The following is an 18,240-nucleotide window of genomic DNA, read 5'->3' as shown; positions in this document are numbered from 1 at the left end:
CGCACCGAATGGGTGGTGCGTGGTGGAAACTGTCTGGTGGATACGGACGTTGTGAGGATGTCCGGGTCGACCGGTGTGTTCAATCAGGGTTCGTCCTGCCCCACGGGCGGGTCTGTTTCGGTCAAGGGGAATCGCCCGTGAAGTTGTTTGCGAAGTTGTTCGGCAAGAGCTCGCGAGAGGACAGCGGCGACAGCGCGGCTGCCCGTCATCGCGCACCGCGCCAGGGAGACGCGGAGGCCCAGGGAGGCGACCGCCCGCTGTTCCGGGACCAGGTCGGCGGTCCCGGTGGGCACGGCGCGTCGTCTGTTGACCCTGGCCAGCCGGGACGCATAGGTTTCGGGGAACCGTCAGCCTCAAGCGCGGGTGGAGGGTTCGCCTCCGATCCGTATGCGTCCCATGCCCCTGGTGGGCAGCCGCGGCAGGAGGATCCGTCCATGTCGGCCCAGGTGTGTACGAGGTGCGGAAACCGCAACGCGGAGAACAGCCGGTTCTGTTCCAACTGCGGTGCGCCGCTGCGGGGCGGTCCGGAGCGTCCGTCGGAGACGACGTCCACGATCTCCATCTCCGGTATCGAGGCGTACGACGCCGAGGTGACGGGCCAGACGGCGCCCTCGCCGATGCTCTCCCCGGAGGCGCAGGCGGCCGTGGACGCGCTGCCGATGGGTTCGGCGCTCCTGGTGGTGCGCCGTGGCCCCAACTCCGGCAGCCGCTTCCTGCTGGACGGTGAGCTGACCACGGCCGGGCGTCATCCGCAGAGCGACATCTTCCTCGACGACGTGACGGTCTCGCGTCGGCACGTGGAGTTCCGTCGCGTCGCGGACGGTTCGTTCACGGTCGCCGACGTCGGCAGCCTGAACGGCACCTACGTCAACCGGGAGCGGATCGACCAGGTCCCGCTGTCGAACGGTGACGAGGTGCAGATCGGCAAGTACCGGCTGGTGTTCTACGCGAGCCAGCGGGGCATCTGACCCTCCCCCAACTCCGTCCGGGGGGACACCGAGGGAATGTCCATGCTTCAAACACCGAGCGGCGGTGCCGGCAGCGGTACCGCCGCCGCGGACAGTGGGCTGATGAGCATCGGCGCGGTGCTGAGCCTGCTGCGCGACGAGTTCCCCGAAGTCACCATCTCCAAGATCAGGTTCCTGGAGTCGGAAGGGCTCGTCGAGCCGCGGCGGACCCCTTCGGGGTATCGCAAGTTCAGCGCGGACGACGCCGAGCGCCTCGGCCACATCCTGAGGATGCAGCGGGACCACTACCTCCCGCTCAAGGTGATCCGCGAGCATCTGGACGCCCTGGCGCGCGGTGAGCAGGTGCGCCTGCCCTCCGTGGGCCGCCAGCGTGAGGCGGGCGAGGGGGAACCCCAGGGCGAGCTCTACGGCGAGCCCGAGGGGCCCACCGTGGCCCGGGTGGGCCGCGAGGAGCTGCTGGCGGCCGCCGAGATCGGCGAGCAGCAGCTCCAGGAGTGGGAGTCGTACGGACTGATCGGCCCCCTGACCGACGGTGTCTACGACGCGGAGGCGGTGACCGTCGCCGCGCTCGTCGTCGAGCTGGGCCGCTTCGGGATCGAACCGCGCCATCTGCGGGCCATGAAGGCCGCCGCGGAGCGTGACGCGGGCCTGGTGGACCAGGTGGTCGCCCCGCTGCGACGCCACCGCAATCCGCAGACCCGGGCCCACGCGGAGGCCCGCACGAAGGAACTCGCGGGCCTCACGGTGAAGCTGCACGCGGCGCTCGTGCAGACCGCGCTCGGAGTGCGGTTGCGCTGATCCGTGACACCGGCGCGGGCCCGGGATCGTCCACCCGTTCTGTGCCCGACTACCCAAACGTCCCGGGCACGGCCTAGGGTTGCTGTGTGAACGAGCTCGATGTCGTAGGTGTCCGGGTCGAAATGCCCTCGAACCAACCGATCGTGCTTCTGCGTGAAGTGGGAGGCGACCGCTACCTCCCCATCTGGATCGGACCGGGGGAGGCGACGGCGATCGCCTTCGCCCAGCAGGGCATGGCCCCCGCACGACCGCTGACCCACGACCTGTTCAAGGACGTGCTGGAGGCCGTCGGCCAGGAGCTCACGGAAGTACGCATCACCGACCTGCGTGAAGGCGTCTTCTACGCCGAGCTCGTCTTCGCCAGCGGAGTCGAGGTGAGTGCCAGGCCGTCGGACGCCATAGCGCTCGCGCTGCGCACCGGAACGCCGATCTACGGCAGTGACGGGGTGCTCGACGACGCGGGCATCGCGATCCCGGACGAGCAGGAGGACGAAGTGGAGAAGTTCCGCGAGTTCCTCGATCAGATCTCGCCCGAGGACTTCGGCACCAACAGCCAGTGAGGCGCTCCGGCGGAGGGCCTCTCCGGGTGGCAATTGCCCGCGGCGCGTGTGGTGTGCCGCGGCCCGTGCCGAGAGCATTCGGCTAGCCTTTCCCCGCGGTAGGGCACGGGAAACCACTCTTAGGGTGATTATCACTCGGCGTGCCGAGTGTGGCGATCGTTGACGCGCCCCGGGTGACTGCCTACCGTCGAGAAGGCAGGTCAAGGACGGAGGTCGGCGTGAGAAGCAGCGGCGACGGTACGGCTGGGGGTGCTCCCGGACACGGTCCGGGGGAGAGCGGCCCGTACCCTCCCCCAAGCTCTCGGCTCGGCTCGAGCGGGGGGCGCCCCCAGCATGGCGGCACGGCCGGTCACGGTCCGGTGCGGCCGGCAGCAGTGCCCGACGAGGGAGGGACGGTTCCCGAGGAGGTCGGTTACCGGGGACCCACGGCGTGCGCCGCCGCGGGCATCACCTATCGGCAGCTGGACTACTGGGCGCGGACCGGACTGGTCGAGCCCAGCGTGCGTCCCGCCTACGGGTCGGGCACGCAGCGCCTCTACAGCTTCCGGGACGTGGTGGTCCTCAAGATCGTCAAGCGGTTCCTCGACACCGGGGTGTCGCTTCAGAACATCCGCACCACGGTCCAGCACCTGAGGGAGCGCGGCTTCCAGGACCTGGAGCGCATGACGCTCATGAGCGACGGCGCGACGGTCTACGAGTGCACCTCCCCGGACGAGGTCCACGCGCTGCTCCAGGGCGGCCAGGGCATCTTCGGCATCGCCGTGGGAGTGGTCTGGCGGGACGTCGAGGGCGCTCTGTCCCAGTTGCACGGAGAGCGTGTGGACACCGGGGAGACGCTGCTCGCGCATCACCCCGCCGACGAACTGGCGCGGCGCCGCAACCGCGCGGTGTGAGCGGCCTCCGATGACGCGATGCCCCGGGCCGCCGGGGCATTGTCAGTGGCGTAGGGCAGCATCGGAGATGTGAGAACCGCGCCCACGATCCTGCATCTCGACATGGATGCCTTCTTCGCCTCGGCGGAGCAGGCGTCCAAGCCGAGCCTGCGCGGGAAGGCCGTCGTGGTGGGTGGTCTCGGACCCCGTGGAGTCGTCGCCACCGCCTCGTACGAGGCACGCGTCTTCGGGGTGAACTCGGCGATGCCCATGGCACAGGCCCGCAGGCGCGCCCCGAACGCCGCCTATCTCGTGCCGCGCTTCGGGCTGTACCGCGAGGTGAGCGAGCAGGTGATGGGGCTGCTGCGGGCTCTGTCGCCGCTGGTGGAGCCGTTGAGCCTGGACGAGGCCTTCGTGGACCTGGAGGCGGGCGGGACGGCGTGGGACGAGGCGTCGGCGCTGCTGGCGGGCGCGAAGCTGCGCGCGGACATCCGGGCCGTCACGGGGCTCACGGGGTCGGTGGGGCTCGCCGCGTCCAAGATGCTGGCGAAGATCGCCTCGGAGCAGGCCAAGCCCGACGGTCTCGTGCTGATCGAGCCGGGCACCGAGCGGGCGCTGCTGGGGCCGATGACGGTGCGGACGCTGCCGGGAGTGGGGCCGGCCACCGGCGACCATCTGCGCCGGGCCGGCATCACCACCGTCGAGGAGCTGGCCGAGGCGGGCGAGGACGAGCTCGTACGGCTGCTGGGGAAGGCGCACGGGCACGCGCTGTTCGCTATGGCGCTGGCCCACGACGAGCGGCCCGTGGTGGCCGAGCGGGAGACCAAGTCGGTCTCGGTCGAGGACACGTACGACGTGGACATCCACGACCGGGTCCGGGTGGAGCTCGAGGTGCAGCGGCTCGCGGACCGGTGTGTGCGGCGGCTGCGCGGGGCCGGTCTCTCGGGCCGGACCATCGTGCTGAAGGTGCGCAGGTACGACTTCTCGACGCTGACCCGGTCCGAGACGCTGCGGGGGCCCACGGACGACCCCGGCGTCGTCCGGGAGGCCGCCGCCCGGCTGCTGGAGGGCGTGGACACGACGGGTGGCGTCCGTCTGCTGGGTGTCGGTGTCTCCGGGCTCGCCGACTACACCCAGGAGGACCTGTTCGCCCAGGCTCAGGCGGCCGCCGCCGAGGGGGAGCCCGCGGCCGAGGAGCACACGGCGGACGAACCGGTGGAGGTGGCCGTGGCCGGGGAGGCGGCGCCCGTGGAGCGGCGGTGGCCCTCCGGGCACGATGTCCGCCATGCCGAGTTCGGGCACGGCTGGGTGCAGGGGAGCGGGCTGGGGCGGGTCACCGTGCGGTTCGAGACGCCGTACTCCGGGCCCGGCCGGGTGCGGACGTTCCGGACGGACGATCCGGGGCTGGAGCCCGCCGACCCGCTGCCCCTGGTGGAACGAAGACCCGAGGACGCCGACGCGCCGCGGACGGACCCCGGGTTCGATCCCGGGCCGGTGACGTCGGAGGCCGGGGCACCCGGCCCTGTGCCGTCACCGTCGAAGCCCGGACTGTCGGCATCGAAGCCCGGGCCGTCGGCGTCGGACGCCGGAAAGCGACACCTCGGGCCGCCGGTGTCGGACCGCGGGGTGTCCCGTCCCGGGCCGCCCGCGTCAGTACGCGGGGTGCCGGGCCCCGGGGGGCCGGTGCCGGAGGGCGGGGCGTCGAGCCCCGGGCCTGGGGGTCAGGTGTCCTCCGAGCCCGCGAGGCGGCCGAAGTCGCGGTCCGGCGGCGGTGGGGACGCCACGTCGAGGCCGTAGTGGTGGTAGAGCTGGAGTTCCTGTTCGGGTGAGAGGTGGCGCCCGACACCGAAGTCGGGGGCATCCTTGATCAGGGCCCGGTCGAAGGGGATGCGCAGGGTCCCCTCGACGAGCTCGCTGGGCTCCAGGGGCACGAAGGCGTCCCTGCTGAACAGCCCGGTGCGTATGGCCGCCCACTCCGGGACACCGGTCGCGTCGTCGAGGTAGACCTCGTCGATCGTGCCGATCTTGGTGCCGTTGCTGTCGAACGCCTTGCGGCCGATCAGGTTGCGCGGATCGATGTCGGTCTGCACGGTCCCTCCAGTGGTCGCAAACTCATCCGTAAGTACTACAAAAGAGCACATCTGTGAAGGCGGCCACTCGAAGGCTGTCGTCTTGTCCTCGCTGGTAGGCTGGCAAGCGGCTGCTGATCCCGTGCGGGAGAGTCCTCCGGATTTCGTCGGAGGCGCCGAAGGAGCAACTCCTCCCCGGAATCTCTCAGGCTCACGTACCGCACGGACGAGGTCACTCTGGAAAGCAGGGCGGGTGTCGATGGCCCCCGCCCTCACCGACGGTGAAAGCCGGATCGTCCACGGGACCATCCGGTGAAACTCTCAGGTTGAGATGACAGAGGGGGAGGCCGTCGGGGTACCCGTGCCGGGGTGCCCCTCGAAGGTCGCGTCAGACCAGGAGGCCTCCGCCATGACCGCCCCTCGCATTCCGCTCTCCGAGCTCGAACAGGGAATCCCCTTCGAGCAGCGCCACATCGGACCCGACTCCGAAGCACGGGCCAAGATGCTCGCGCAGGTCGGCTACGGCTCGCTCGACGAGCTGACCGCCGCCGCGGTGCCGGATGTGATCAAGAACGCCGAGGCCCTGAAGCTGCCGGCCGCCCGCACCGAGGCCGAGGTCCTGGCCGAGCTCCGCTCCCTCGCGGACCGGAACCAGGTGCTCGGTTCGATGATCGGCCTCGGGTACTACGGCACCTTCACGCCGCCGGTGATCCTGCGCAACGTCATGGAGAACCCGGCCTGGTACACCGCGTACACGCCGTACCAGCCGGAGATCTCGCAGGGCCGCCTTGAGGCGCTGCTGAACTTCCAGACGGTCGTCGCCGAGCTGACCGGGTTGCCGACCTCCGGCGCCTCCCTCCTGGACGAGGGCACCGCCGCCGCCGAGGCCATGGCGCTGTCCCGCCGCATGGGCAAGAACAAGAAGGGCCTGTTCCTGGTCGACGCGGACGCGCTGCCGCAGACCATCGCGGTCATAGAGACCCGTGCCGAACCGACCGGTGTCGAGATCGTCGTCGCCGACCTCACCGACGGCATCCCGGCCGACCTCGCCGGGCGTGAGATCAACGGCGTGCTCGTCCAGTACCCGGGCGCCTCCGGTGCCGTACGCGACATCAAGCCGCTCGTCGAGCAGGCCCACGAGCTGGGCGCCGTCGTCACCGTGGCGGCCGACCTGCTCGCGCTGACCCTGCTGACCTCGCCGGGCGAGCTCGGCGCGGACATCGCGGTCGGCACGACCCAGCGCTTCGGCGTGCCGATGGGCTTCGGCGGCCCGCACGCCGGTTACATGGCGGTCCGCGAGAACTTCGCGCGCAGCCTTCCCGGCCGCCTGGTCGGCGTGTCCGTGGACGCCGACGGCCACAAGGCGTACCGCCTCGCCCTCCAGACGCGTGAGCAGCACATCCGCCGCGAGAAGGCGACCAGCAACATCTGCACCGCCCAGGTGCTGCTCGCCGTCATGGCGGGCATGTACGCCGTCTACCACGGCCCCGAGGGCCTGCGGACCATCGCCCGGCGTACCCACCGCTACGCCACGGTCCTGGCCGCCGGACTCACCGCCGGCGGTGTCGAGCTCGTGCACGGCGCGTACTTCGACACCCTCACCGTGCGGGTCCCGGGCCGGGCCGCCGAGGTCGTCGCCGCCGCCCGCGCGAACGGCGTCAACCTCCACCCCGTCGACGCCGACCGGGTGTCGATCTCGTGCGACGAGACGACCACGCGCGAGCAGCTCGCCGCCGTGTGGAGCGCGTTCGGTGTCGAGGGTGACGTCGAGGCGCTGGACGCGAGCGCCGAGGACACCCTGCCGGACGCGCTGCTGCGCACGGACGCGTACCTGACGCACCCCGTGTTCCACGACCACCGCTCCGAGACGGCGATGCTGCGCTACCTGCGCAAGCTCTCCGACCGCGACTACGCGCTCGACCGCGGCATGATCCCGCTGGGCTCCTGCACCATGAAGCTCAACGCGACCACCGAGATGGAGCCGGTCACCTGGCCCGAGTTCGGGCAGCTGCACCCGTTCGTCCCCGCCGAGCAGGCCCAGGGCTATCTGACGCTGATCCACGAGCTGGAGGACCAGCTCGCCGAGGTCACCGGCTACGACAAGGTGTCGCTCCAGCCCAACGCCGGTTCGCAGGGCGAGCTGGCCGGTCTGCTGGCCGTCCGCGGCTACCACCGCGCCAACGGCGACGACCAGCGCACGATCTGCCTCATCCCGTCCTCCGCGCACGGCACGAACGCCGCCAGCGCCGTGATGGCCGGCATGAAGGTCGTCGTCGTCAAGACCGCCGACGACGGCGAGATCGACGTCGAGGACCTGCGCGCCAAGATCGAGCGGTACCGCGACGAGCTGTCGGTGCTGATGATCACGTACCCCTCGACGCACGGTGTGTTCGAGGAGCACGTCGCCGACATCTGCGCCCAGGTGCACGAGGCCGGCGGTCAGGTCTACGTGGACGGCGCCAACCTCAACGCCCTGGTCGGCCTCGCCAAGCCGGGCCACTTCGGCGGCGACGTCTCGCACCTGAACCTGCACAAGACCTTCTGCATCCCGCACGGCGGCGGCGGCCCCGGTGTCGGCCCGGTCGGCGTACGCGCGCACCTGGCGCCGTACCTGCCGAACCACCCGCTCCAGCCCGAGGCCGGTCCCGAGACCGGTGTCGGCCCGATCTCGGCCGCTCCCTGGGGTTCCGCGGGCATCCTGCCCATCTCCTGGTCGTACGTCCGCCTGATGGGCGGCGAGGGCCTCAAGCGCGCCACGCAGGTGGCCGTGCTCTCCGCGAACTACATCGCCAAGCGGCTCGAGCCGCACTACCCGGTGCTGTACACGGGCCCCGGCGGTCTGGTCGCGCACGAGTGCATCATCGATCTGCGTCCGCTCACCAAGGCGACCGGCGTGAGCGTCGACGACATCGCCAAGCGCCTGATCGACTACGGCTTCCACGCGCCGACGATGTCGTTCCCGGTGGCCGGCACGCTGATGATCGAGCCCACCGAGTCCGAGGACCTGGGCGAGCTCGACCGGTTCTGCGACGCGATGATCGCGATCCGCGCGGAGATCGAGAAGGTCGGCAGCGGCGAGTGGGCCGTGGACGACAACCCGCTCCGCGGGGCGCCGCACACGGCCGCCGCGCTCGGCGGCGACTGGGAGCACCCGTACACCCGGGAGGAGGCCGTCTTCCCGGCCGGCGTCTCGGCCGCCGACAAGTACTGGCCGCCGGTGCGCCGCATCGACCAGGCGTACGGCGACCGCAACCTCGTCTGCTCCTGCCCGCCGCTGGACGCCTACGAGGACTGATCAGCGCTCGGCACGTGGGCGCCTACGGGGAGTGACCGTCCCCGGACATGCGTCGGGGCCGGTTCGGAGAGTACGTCTCCGGGCCGGCCCCTCGTGTGTCTGGGCGGCCTGTGACGGCCGCCCGGGTCGTGCGGCTCAGGCGGCCGTCATCACCGGCGCGCCGCCCAGCGGGCGGTGCGGGGCGATGATCTGACCGTCCGGCAGGAGCTCACCGGTGTCCTCGAAGAGCAGAACGCCGTTGCACAGCAGGCTCCATCCCTGCTCCGGGTGATGCGCCACGAGGCGGGCGGACTCCCGGTCGGCTGATTCGGCTGCGGGACACAGTGGCTGGTGCTGGCACATGGATGGGATCTTTCGCTGGGTCGAGATGTGAGTGATGGCTGTGGTGTCTGTCTTGCGGCTCGAGGTACTCATCGCCGCCCCCCGTTGGTGTGTGGTCTGACCCCAGTGTTGCCCCACGGGCGCCGATCCGCAGGGATTTGAGGGCACCGCTTCTCACAGGTTGATGACGCATCACCCGTGCGGAGGGTTCACCCCAACTGCGCTGTCCTTTCGGGTGGTTCGAGGGGGCCGGATCGGGCTAGTCCGGTCGGGCGCGGAGCGCGTTCTGCCTCGTACGAGCGGTTGGAAGCCCTAACGAGCGGGCGGCTCTCCGGGTTGTCGGCAACGCCGTGCCCCGCGGCCGGGTTTACCCGTGTGGGGTACGGCCGCGGGGCACGGACGGAAGCTGCGGGGGCTCAGGCGGGCGAGCTGAGGAGCGGTGCCGGGGTGACGCGGTGGGTGAGGACCGGGAGCAGTTCGGTGACGAGGTAGGGCCGGTGCGCGGCGATGCCGGGCGGGGCCGGTGCGAGGGGGACCAGGAGGTCGGTGGCGGCGGGATGGCCGGCGGCGCCGTCCGCGGTGCAGTCGCCGTGCAGCCAGAGCGTCAGCATGTACAGCTCGGGCACGGACAGCAGACGTGCCTGATAGGGCTGCTGCATGGTCTCCGCCTGCCGCAGTGCGCGCTCGGTCGCGGTGATGTAGGGGCCTTCGAAGAAGCGTGAGAAGGCCCAGCCGTCCGGGGTCAGCATGGTGTCGGCGGCGGCCACCGCGCGGTCGCCGCAACGGATCAGGAAACGCCATCCGGCGAGCCGGGTGGCGGAGGCGCCCGCGGGGGTGATGCGGTCCAGGACGTGGACGGGCAGCGGGAGTTCGGGGGTGACGGGTCCCTGTGCCAGGCGCAGGGACGGGGTGCGGGCTTCGCGGACGGCGGTGGGGGAACCGAGTGCCGTGAGAACCGTGCGCAGGGCGGGCGCGGGAGCCGGGGGTACGTGCAGCGGCATGGTGGGTCGCCTCTCATTCGACAGGCACAGTGGCGCGAGGGCGGGGGCGGACGGCGCTGTCAGCTCTCGGGTCGGAGGTGGGCGAGGGGTCTGGATCTGCCGACAGGGTGTCGCCTGCCGTCGTCACCGTGACGACAGGACCTGGGACCGCGAGCGCCAACTCTCCGCCTCGGTAGCGGAGTTTATACGACGCGTGTTCAGGCGTTGTTTCGTCTAGTCGCGGTGAATACGAAGAACAAGTCGATATCCGGTCGGCGAAATGCGGTATTCATCCCGCTTCTGCGCGATCGAATCGCGGTGACCTCGGAATGCATGGCCCGAGCGGTCGGCCGATTCTCGTCGGCGTTTTTCACGAGATCGTTCCGGACCGTAAACGTGCTCGGTGCTCCATGCCGCGTGAATGTGCCTGAGGCCGATGTCCAGACTAGCGGTCGAAGAGGCCGCGCGGGACGTTATGGATCGTGTTGCCTGGGCATCATCCCCCGTGACCCGGGACGCCAGGGCCGAAACGTCGGCCTGCCCATCCGAGGAGGGACACTTCGATGGGGGAGAAGGTCGTGGCAGGGACGTTCGGCCTGTCCGATCGGCAGCGCCACCGCGACAAGCTCCGACAGTGTCTGACGGGGCTGGAGCGACTGCTGGAGGAGAAGCGGTTCGACCGCCCGAAGAACCTGATGGGCCTGGAGATCGAATTGAATCTCGCAGGGCCCGACGGCATGCCCAGAATGATGAACGGGCAAGTTCTGGAGAGGATTGCGAGCCGCGACTTCCAAACAGAACTAGCCATGTTCAACCTGGAAGTCAACATAGCCCCACACCGATTGGGCGGCCGGGTTTTCGACCGGCTCGCCGAGGAGATCCGCACCTCGCTCGCGTATGCCCACAGGAAAGCCAGTGAGGTCGACGCCGGAATCGTCATGATCGGTATTCTGCCGACGCTCGGCCAGGACGATCTGGTGTCCTCCAACCTGTCGGACGTCGACCGCTACACACTCCTCAACGACCAGATCGTGGCCGCCCGCGGAGAGGATTTCGAACTCGACATCGACGGTGTGGAGCGTCTGGTGTGCAGGTCGGCGTCCATCGCGCCCGAAGCCGCCTGCACCTCGGTGCAGTTGCACCTCCAGGTCACTCCTGGCCGGTTCGCGGACGTGTGGAACGCGGCGCAGGCGGTCGCGGCCCCGCAGGTCGCGATCGGGGCCAACTCGCCCTTCCTGTTCGGGCGTGAGCTGTGGCGGGAGTCGAGGCCCCCGCTCTTCCAGCAGTCCACCGACACCCGGCCGCCGGAGCTCCAGGCCCAGGGGGTCAGGCCGCGCACCTGGTTCGGCGAACGCTGGGTCACCTCGGCGTACGACCTCTTCGAGGAGAACCTGCGGTTCTTCCCGCCCCTGCTGCCCATCTGCGACGAGGAGGACCCGCTCGGTGTCCTCGACGCCGGCGGCGTGCCCAGGCTGGCCGAACTGGTGCTGCACAACGGCACGGTCTACCGCTGGAACCGTCCCGTGTACGGCATCGCCGACGGCGTCCCGCATCTGCGCGTCGAGAACCGGGTGCTGCCCGCGGGACCCACCGTCACCGACGTCATCGCCAACGCCGCCTTCTACTACGGCCTGGTCCGCGCCCTCGCCGAGGAACAGCGTCCGGTGTGGACCCGGATGCCCTTCGAGGCGGCCGCCGCCAACTTCGACGCGGCCTGCCGGCACGGCATCGACGCACGCCTGGAGTGGCCGCGGCGCGGCCGCCACGGCGGGACCACGCAGGTGGACGCGGCGAACCTGGTCCGCGAAGAACTGCTGCCGCTGGCCGCCGCCGGCCTGGACGCGTGGGGCGTCGAGCCCGTCGACCGCGATCTGTACCTCGGTGTGATCGAGGACCGGTGCAGGCTGCGCGTCAACGGCGCGACCTGGCAGACGGCCACCTTCCACCGGGCCCTGGAGAAGGGGCTCGGCCGCGATGCGGCGCTGGCCGCGACGACCCGGCGCTACGGCGAGCTGATGCATCTCGGTGAGCCCGTGCACACCTGGCCGGTGGGACTCCCGGAGCCGGTCCCGCTGGGGTGACACATCGCCGATCACCGCACCTGGTGAACCGCACTCGGTGAACCGCGGGCGGCCTCCGGACGTGCGGCCGCCCGAGCTGCACGTCCGGAGGCCGGGGTCGGGCCGCCCGGGGTCAGGTCGTGGCGCCCGTGCCCGCCGCGGTGATCGCCCTGAGCATCGCCGCGTGGATCTGCGAGGGCTCGTTCACGCGCTGTCCCGAGCCTCCGGTGGCCCGGGCGATCTGGTCGACCTCGCGACGGTCGCTGTCGGGGCCCACGGCGATGGCGATCAGCGGCACCGGGCGCTCGGGGTCCGCCAGTTTCTGGAGCTCGGCGACGAGATCGGACCGGGAGATGCTGCCGGGGTCCCGGTTGACCCCGTCCGTGAGGACGACCAGCGCGTTGAACCGGCCCTTCGCGTACGAGGCGACGGCCGCCTTGTACGCGGCGAGCGTGGTGTCGTACAGACCGGTCTCGCCGTGCGGGACCGGCTTCAGGGACTTGAAGGCGGCGGACAGCTTCGCGCGCCGGCCGCTGGGTATCCCGGCCTTGCCGAGCGGCCCGGTGGGTACGAGGACGCGGTAGTCCTTGTCGCCGTCGAGCTTGGTGGAGAACTTCCAGAGTCCGATCTCGTCCTCGGCGGTGAAGGTGGCGAGCGCCTGGAGCAGGGACTCCTTGGTGACGTCCATCCGGGACCGGCCGCCGCCCGGCACCGGCTCGGCCATGGAGGAGGAGGCGTCGACGACCGTGGTGATCCGGGCGCTCTCCACGGTGATCGTCCACATGCCGAGGGCTTCCTGGACCGCGCCCTTGGACGCGGAGTCGTCCAGGATCCGCGCGTACGGCTGCGGGGAACGCCCGCCGGCCTCGGCGACGAGCGCGGGCGAGGGGCTCTCCGCGTCGGTGCGGAACCCGAACATCCGCAGGAACTGCCGTGGTGCCGCCTCCCCGAGCAGGGTCATGAACCGCAGGGCCGCACGCCCCTCGTCGGTGCTCAGCCGCGGTTCGTCGACCAGAGTGTACGGGTAGTCGAGCAGCGGCGAGCCGTCCTTGGGGTAGAACAGGTCGAGATCCTGGCCGCCGTCCCGCGCGCTGTTGTGCGCGAACGCCGCCTGCTCGGAGAGGATCAGCGCCTGATTGCGGTCGGCGCCGCTCCGCCCGGTGTCCGGGGCGCCGCCGGGCAGGGTCTCCAGGAGGTGGGTGTCGCTGTCGGACGTGTGCTCCGACAGCGCCTTGGCCATCGTCGCCGCCCGCACGTCTCCGTCCTTCGTGCCGGAGGCGGCCGCGTTGATCCGGGCGAGCGCGAGCAGTCCGGACGAGCTGCGGGCGGGATCGACGGCGCCCAGCCCGAGCTTCTTGGCCCGCAGGGTCTCCCCGGCCAGCTCGCTCCAGGTGTACGTCTTCGCGGGCCAGCCCAGCGCCTTGGCGGCCGAGGGGACGACGGCGACCCCGACCGGTGTGGAGGCCACGTTGCCGAGGCTGGTGACCTGAGTGGCGGCGGTGGTGTCGGCGACCCGCTCCACCCAGGCGTCGGAGTCGGGCACCCACACCTGCGCGGCGGACTTCCCGCCGGCCCCGAGCGCGGCGGCGACCTCGTACGACTGGCGTGCGGTCACCGTGACGTCGAGACAGCGGCCGTCGGAGGTGACGTCCTTGTCGCGCGCGTCCTCGGCGACGGCCTTGAGCGCGGGAGCGATGTCCGGCGAGGCGGCCACCTCGATGTGCACGGCGTCGTCGTCGCAGGAGCTCTCGAAGGAGAAGAGGCCCCCGCGGACCGCCGCGGCCGTGCCTCCGACGACGGTGAGCACGAGCGCCGTCGCGAGCGCCGTGTTGCGGCGGCGCGCCCGGATCCGGGGGTCGGCGGAGCCCGCCCGGCGTGCGTCGGGCAAGCTGTGACGTCCCATGACGGTGAGGTCCCTCCCAGGTGTGCCTGCGCCGTGAGACAGCCGTGGATCAGGCGATGGGGGACGTACGCCCCGTACGGTGCCCGCCCCCCGACGGCCTGTCGCGCACGATCTTCGCAACTTCTTTCGAGACCCTAGCGGGGCGGGGACGGGGATGCGGTGGGAATACCCAACTGGAGGCGGGAGTGCAGGTGGAGGCGGGATCGGTGGCCGATTCTTTTCCGGCCGAGAGGCTGACCCGGCGGGTTTTCCGGGACGAGACGCTGCTCGTCCTGGCGTTGTCGCTCGGCGCGAGCGGAGTGTCCGCGCTGATCAGTTTCGTCGGCTCGGTGACGAAGCCGGGGGGTCTGAAGGACCAGGCGGCCACCCTGAACGCCTCGGCGGCGCCGGGCCGGCCCTGGCTCGACCTGGCCTGGCAGCTCTTCGGCATCGCGTCGGCTCTGGTGCCGGTCGCGCTCGTCGCGCACCTGCTGATGCGCGAGGGCCAGGGGATGCGGGTGATCGGTTTCGACCGCACCCGTCCCTGGCCCGATCTCGGACGGGGTGCCCTGGTCGCGTCGGTGATCGGCAGCACGGGAATCGCCTTCTACCTGGCCGCGCGCGCGTTCGGCGCGAACCTCACGGTGGTGCCCGAGGCGTTGCCGGACGTGTGGTGGAAGTTCCCGGTGCTGATCCTCTCGGCGGTGCAGAACGCCGTGCTGGAGGAGGTCATCGTCGTCGGGTATCTGCTGCGCAGACTCGGGCAGTTGGGGTGGACGCCGGGGACCGCGCTGATGGCGAGCGCGGTGCTGCGTGGCTCGTACCACCTCTACCAGGGCATCGGCGGGTTCGTCGGCAACATGGCGATGGGCGTGGTCTTCGTCTACCTGTACCGGCGCTGGGGCCGGGTCGGGCCGCTGGTGGTCGCGCACTCGCTGCTCGACATCGGCGCCTTCGTCGGGTACGCGCTGCTCGCGGGGAAGGTGGGCTGGCTCCCGACGGCGTGAGCCACCCTCTCGACGGCGTGAGCCACCCTCTCGACGGCGTGCGCTACTCGACCGACCGTGTGCGTCACGCTCGCGGCGGTGTGCAAGCCCTCGCGGCGCAAGGGCCTTTCGCGACGGCGGAGTCGCGGAGCCGGTCATGAAGAAGGGGCGTACGGGCATCCCGTACGCCCCTTTCGTGTGCCGCCGCGCGGACGTGGGCCGGCCGCGCCGGTCCCGGTGGCCCGCTACGCGAGCAGGTCGCCCTCGATCACCGTGACCGCGTGTCCCGAGAGCAGGGTGCGGTCGCCACGCACCTCGGTGCGGACCAGACCGGAGCGCGGGGATGCCTGGAGGCCGGTGAGGGCGGACCGGCCGAGGCGCTCCGACCAGAACGGGGCCAGGGCGGTGTGGGCGCTGCCGGTGACCGGGTCCTCGTCGATGCCGACGTTCGGGAAGAAGCCGCGGGAGACGAAGTCGTAGCCCCGGGAGGGATCCTCGGCGCGGGCGGTCGCGATGATGCCGCGTTCGGAGTAGCGGGCGAGCGCCCTGTGGTCCGGGGTGAGGCCGCGGACCGTCTTCTCGTCGCCGAGCTCCACCAGCAGGTCACCGGTGTTCGGGCCGGTGTCGAAGGTGCCGAGCGGTTCGGCGCCGAGGGCGCCGGCGACACCGTCGGGGATCTCGACCGGCGTGAGCGGCGCGGTCGGGAAGTCCAGGGTGATGGAGCCGTCGGCCTCCGGTGTGGCGATGAGGACACCGCTGCGCGTGGCGAAGCGCACCGGGCCCTCGTGGGCGCGGGTGCTGGTCAGGACGTGGGCCGCGGCGAGGGTCGCGTGCCCGCACAGGGCGACCTCGGTGGCTGGGGTGAACCAGCGCAGCGCCCAGTCGGCGTCGCCGCCCTCCGGAAGGCGGTGGGTGAACGCCGTCTCCGCGTGGTTGACCTCCAGGGCCACGTTCTGGAGCCAGGCGTCGTCGGGGAAGGCGTCGAGGAGGAGGACCCCTGCCGGGTTGCCGGCGAAGGGGCGGTCGGTGAAGGCGTCGACGATACGAATCCGCATGGTCCGACGCTAGCCGCCCCGGTGCACCACCGGCCAAGGCCAATCCGGGGGAAGCGGCCCCTGCCGGGACGGAAGGACCGCGGGTCCGGTGTCGCGGCGAAGGGGGTTGTCATGAGAATGCTTCCGATATATCGTTGACGCATCGCGACCGATCAACGATGGAATGGAGTGATGGCAATGCGTTCCCGTGGAGAAGACTTCGGATACGAGCACGAGCACGGACAGGGGCGCCACGGCGGCCCCGGCCATCGGGGTCGGGGCGGCTTCGAGGGGCGGCGAGGAGCTTTCGGGCCCTTCGGTCCCGGTGGACCCGGCGGCGGCCCCGGCGGTCCCGGCTTCGGCTTCGGCGGACCCGGCTTCGGCCCGGGCCCCTGGGGCGGGCGCGGTGGCCGCGGCGGTCCGCGCGGCAGGGCGCGGCGCGGCGACGTACGCGCGTCGATCCTCGCCCTGCTCAAGGACCGGCCCATGCACGGTTACGAGATGATCCAGGAGATCGCCGAGCGCAGCGGCGGGGCGTGGAAGCCCAGCCCGGGTTCGGTGTACCCGACCCTGCAACTGCTGGAGGACGAGGGCCTGATCACCAGCGAGGCCGAGGGCGGCAAGAAGCTGTTTTCGCTCACCGAGTCGGGCGTCAGCGCGGCCGACGAGGGCCCCGACGCGCCTTGGGAAGAGGCCGGGCGCGGGGTCGACTGGGAGACGCTGCACGAGATCCGGCAGGCGGGGTTCGGCCTCATGGAGGCCTTCGGCCAGGTCTGGAAGACCGGCAGCAAGGGCCAGCGCGACAAGGCGCTGGCGGTCATCAACGAAGCCCGCAAGAAGCTGTACCTGATCCTCGCCGACGAGGACTGACGGCGTGCTGTGGTACCTGCCGGCGCCCCGTGGAAGTGTTTCCGCGGGGCGCCTTTCCGTGTACGGGGGGCCGGGTGCCGCCGCGGCCGGCGGGCGGACGCGCGAGGCTCAGGCCACCAGCGCGGCCAGTTTGCGCAGCGACTCGTCGAGGGCGGCCGTCGCCGAGTCCCTGAGCTTGCCGGCCATCAGCGAGACGGCCGCGCCCGTGAACTCCCCGTCGATCCGCACCGAGGTCGCGCCGCCGTCGGGAGTGAGCGTGTAGCGCGTGGAGACGTTCACCGACATCGGGCCCTTGCCGTGGATGGCCAGGATCCGGCCGGGCTCCAGTTCCCCGATGGTCCAGGTGACCTCGGCCGGGAAGCCCATGAGCTTCATGTTCTCCGCGAAGGTGCCGCCCACTTCGAGCTTCTCCGGGCCGCCCTTCGGGAAGTTGGTGTGGGTCGCGTTCCACTCGCCGTAGGAGGACCAGTCCGTGAGCTGGGCCCAGATCTTCTCGGCGGGGGCCTCGATCCGTGCCTCCGCGCTGACTTCGGCCATGCGACCACCCCTTCGTGTCGGGCGCTGCGCCCGGCGCAGCTACGGTGTCGCGGAACGTAGCTCCAGGGCCCGGAACATTCAATACTGATGAACCGTCAGGAATTGTGGAGGGGAAGCCGGCCCGCCGCCGGAAGGGCGGGTGGCGGCCCGGAGCGGGCGAGCGCAGCCGGATCCGCGTGGGGCAAGGCGGCGCGCGGCCCTGGGGGAAACACGGCGCGAAGTCATCCGTGAGGAGGAGAAGTCGCGCAGGGATGCCCACCCTGTGTCGGATCCGAAGATGCTGCCCGCCGCGGATGCCCCGGCGCCGCGGGGCTGATGAGGTGGAGGCTGTGTCGCCCCGTATTCCCCAGCAGTCCGCCGCGAGCGGACCGAACCACGCCGCCATCGAGGCCGGACTCGGCGCGGACCTGGCCCCGGTGGTGTCCGGCGCGCGCAGACGGGCGCTGCGCGACGGGGACCGGCAGATCGACACGGCTCACCTGCTGCACTCCCTGCTGGAGTCCGACCCCGCGGCGCGTGCCGCGTTCGACGGCGGTCCGCAGCTCGCCCGGCTGCTCGGCTACCTCGTGCAGCGCAGCATCGGGTACGGCCTCCGCTGGCAGAGCGCCGTCGAGAACTCGGGCGCCGGACCCGTGGCGGCCGGGCCTGGCTGGTCCCCGGTCGCGGCCGCCGCGATGGAGGAGGCGTACGAGCGTGCCGTCCTGCGGGGTGACGAGCGCGCCGGTGGCCCCGACCTGCTCGCGGCACTGATCGCCGATCCCCGGTCACGGGCCGTCGAGGTGCTCGAGCGGGCGGGTGTCGACCTCCCGCGACTGCTGGAACGTCTCGGGAGCGGCCGCGACGAGCGCCAGGAGTGCGCGGGCCGGGGCGACGCGGGCTGACGGGGGCGGCGGTCCCCTCGCCGTGGACGGAACCGGTGCGGACACGGCGGGGCCGACGGGTGGCGGGCCCGCCCGTGCGCGCCCCCGGGGTCCAGACGTTGAGACAGGTGTCTTCGGGGGTGACGGT

General features: G+C 71.4%; 15 protein-coding genes, 1 pseudogene and 1 riboswitch. Of the genes and pseudogenes, 10 read left to right on the top strand and 6 right to left on the bottom strand.

Going from position 1 to position 18,240, the window contains the following annotated elements:
* Positions 1–8: 8 nt before the first annotated feature.
* The 5 genes and pseudogenes from WJM95_RS04040 to WJM95_RS04020 all read left to right on the top strand — a co-directional run.
* Positions 9–968, top strand: coding sequence for an FHA domain-containing protein (locus WJM95_RS04040; RefSeq protein WP_339128077.1), 960 nt, complete (start codon positions 9–11; stop codon positions 966–968).
* A gap of 42 nt (positions 969–1,010) precedes the next feature.
* Complete coding sequence (locus WJM95_RS04035) at positions 1,011–1,766, top strand: MerR family transcriptional regulator (RefSeq protein ID WP_339128076.1); 756 nt, start codon at positions 1,011–1,013, stop codon at positions 1,764–1,766.
* Between the two features lie 86 nt (positions 1,767–1,852).
* The gene (locus WJM95_RS04030; protein WP_006123076.1) at positions 1,853–2,326 is read left to right on the top strand and encodes a bifunctional nuclease family protein; all 474 of its coding nucleotides are present in this window, start codon (positions 1,853–1,855) and stop codon (positions 2,324–2,326) included.
* Between the two features lie 218 nt (positions 2,327–2,544).
* Entirely contained in the window at positions 2,545–3,219 is a 675-nt protein-coding gene (locus WJM95_RS04025; protein WP_339128075.1) for a MerR family transcriptional regulator, read from the top strand.
* Positions 3,220–3,288: 69 nt separating this feature from the next.
* Positions 3,289–4,650, top strand: a pseudogene (locus tag WJM95_RS04020) (DNA polymerase IV); the annotation flags it as partial.
* A 269-nt stretch (positions 4,651–4,919) separates the two neighbouring features.
* Here WJM95_RS04020 and WJM95_RS04015 read toward each other — a convergent pair.
* Positions 4,920–5,288, bottom strand: a complete 369-nt coding sequence (locus WJM95_RS04015) for a PRC-barrel domain-containing protein (protein ID WP_339128074.1) — start codon at positions 5,286–5,288, stop codon at positions 4,920–4,922.
* Between the two features lie 114 nt (positions 5,289–5,402).
* Positions 5,403–5,498, top strand: a riboswitch (glycine riboswitch).
* A gap of 178 nt (positions 5,499–5,676) precedes the next feature.
* Between WJM95_RS04015 and gcvP the strand changes: the two genes are divergently transcribed.
* Complete coding sequence (gene gcvP / locus WJM95_RS04010) at positions 5,677–8,562, top strand: aminomethyl-transferring glycine dehydrogenase (RefSeq protein ID WP_339128073.1); 2,886 nt, start codon at positions 5,677–5,679, stop codon at positions 8,560–8,562.
* A gap of 135 nt (positions 8,563–8,697) precedes the next feature.
* On the opposite strand, the gene WJM95_RS04005 is transcribed toward gcvP, so the two are convergent.
* Both WJM95_RS04005 and WJM95_RS04000 read right to left on the bottom strand, forming a co-directional pair.
* The gene (locus WJM95_RS04005; protein ID WP_339128072.1) at positions 8,698–8,904 is read right to left on the bottom strand and encodes a DUF5999 family protein; all 207 of its coding nucleotides are present in this window, start codon (positions 8,902–8,904) and stop codon (positions 8,698–8,700) included.
* Between the two features lie 395 nt (positions 8,905–9,299).
* A complete protein-coding gene (locus WJM95_RS04000; protein WP_339128071.1) occupies positions 9,300–9,884 on the bottom strand; it encodes a hypothetical protein in 585 nt (194 codons plus the stop codon).
* Between the two features lie 542 nt (positions 9,885–10,426).
* Between WJM95_RS04000 and WJM95_RS03995 the strand changes: the two genes are divergently transcribed.
* A complete protein-coding gene (locus WJM95_RS03995; protein WP_339128070.1) occupies positions 10,427–11,944 on the top strand; it encodes a glutamate--cysteine ligase in 1,518 nt (505 codons plus the stop codon).
* A 112-nt stretch (positions 11,945–12,056) separates the two neighbouring features.
* Here the strand turns inward: WJM95_RS03995 and WJM95_RS03990 are convergent, their stop codons facing one another.
* The gene (locus WJM95_RS03990; protein WP_339128069.1) at positions 12,057–13,826 is read right to left on the bottom strand and encodes a VWA domain-containing protein; all 1,770 of its coding nucleotides are present in this window, start codon (positions 13,824–13,826) and stop codon (positions 12,057–12,059) included.
* A 185-nt stretch (positions 13,827–14,011) separates the two neighbouring features.
* On the opposite strand from WJM95_RS03990, the gene WJM95_RS03985 reads away from it, so the two are divergent.
* Positions 14,012–14,812: a CPBP family intramembrane glutamic endopeptidase gene (locus WJM95_RS03985; RefSeq protein ID WP_339128068.1), complete on the top strand. Its 801-nt coding sequence runs from the start codon at positions 14,012–14,014 to the stop codon at positions 14,810–14,812.
* A gap of 224 nt (positions 14,813–15,036) precedes the next feature.
* Here WJM95_RS03985 and WJM95_RS03980 read toward each other — a convergent pair whose 3' ends face one another.
* Positions 15,037–15,846, bottom strand: coding sequence for a PhzF family phenazine biosynthesis protein (locus WJM95_RS03980; protein WP_339128067.1), 810 nt, complete (start codon positions 15,844–15,846; stop codon positions 15,037–15,039).
* 177 nt (positions 15,847–16,023) lie between these two features.
* On the opposite strand from WJM95_RS03980, the gene WJM95_RS03975 reads away from it, so the two are divergent.
* Positions 16,024–16,695 (top strand): PadR family transcriptional regulator, encoded by a 672-nt coding sequence (locus WJM95_RS03975; RefSeq protein WP_339128066.1) that lies wholly within the window; start codon positions 16,024–16,026, stop codon positions 16,693–16,695.
* 108 nt (positions 16,696–16,803) lie between these two features.
* Here WJM95_RS03975 and WJM95_RS03970 read toward each other — a convergent pair whose 3' ends face one another.
* Positions 16,804–17,232, bottom strand: a complete 429-nt coding sequence (locus tag WJM95_RS03970; protein WP_339128065.1) for an SRPBCC family protein — start codon at positions 17,230–17,232, stop codon at positions 16,804–16,806.
* A 320-nt stretch (positions 17,233–17,552) separates the two neighbouring features.
* Between WJM95_RS03970 and WJM95_RS03965 the strand changes: the two genes are divergently transcribed.
* Complete coding sequence (locus WJM95_RS03965) at positions 17,553–18,113, top strand: Clp protease N-terminal domain-containing protein (protein WP_339128064.1); 561 nt, start codon at positions 17,553–17,555, stop codon at positions 18,111–18,113.
* The last annotated feature ends 127 nt before the right edge of the window (positions 18,114–18,240 follow it).

The organism is Streptomyces sp. f51 (assembly GCF_037940415.1).
Taxonomy (GTDB): Bacteria; Actinomycetota; Actinomycetes; order Streptomycetales; family Streptomycetaceae; genus Streptomyces.
This window is presented reverse-complemented; position numbering and strand designations above follow the sequence as displayed.

Bases quoted from the DNA above. Each gene is read 5' to 3' on its own strand.
- WJM95_RS04040 (WP_339128077.1), top strand. From the start codon at position 9: ATGGGTGGTGCGTGGTGGAAACTGTCTGGTGGATACGGACGTTGTGAG.
- gcvP (WP_339128073.1), top strand. From the start codon at position 5,677: ATGACCGCCCCTCGCATTCCGCTCTCCGAGCTCGAACAGGGAATCCCC.
- WJM95_RS03990 (WP_339128069.1), bottom strand. From the start codon at position 13,826: ATGGGACGTCACAGCTTGCCCGACGCACGCCGGGCGGGCTCCGCCGAC.
- WJM95_RS04005 (WP_339128072.1), bottom strand. From the start codon at position 8,904: ATGTGCCAGCACCAGCCACTGTGTCCCGCAGCCGAATCAGCCGACCGG.
- WJM95_RS03975 (WP_339128066.1), top strand. From the start codon at position 16,024: ATGCGTTCCCGTGGAGAAGACTTCGGATACGAGCACGAGCACGGACAG.
- WJM95_RS03980 (WP_339128067.1), bottom strand. From the start codon at position 15,846: ATGCGGATTCGTATCGTCGACGCCTTCACCGACCGCCCCTTCGCCGGC.
- WJM95_RS04035 (WP_339128076.1), top strand. From the start codon at position 1,011: ATGCTTCAAACACCGAGCGGCGGTGCCGGCAGCGGTACCGCCGCCGCG.
- WJM95_RS03995 (WP_339128070.1), top strand. From the start codon at position 10,427: ATGGGGGAGAAGGTCGTGGCAGGGACGTTCGGCCTGTCCGATCGGCAG.
- WJM95_RS03970 (WP_339128065.1), bottom strand. From the start codon at position 17,232: ATGGCCGAAGTCAGCGCGGAGGCACGGATCGAGGCCCCCGCCGAGAAG.
- WJM95_RS04000 (WP_339128071.1), bottom strand. From the start codon at position 9,884: ATGCCGCTGCACGTACCCCCGGCTCCCGCGCCCGCCCTGCGCACGGTT.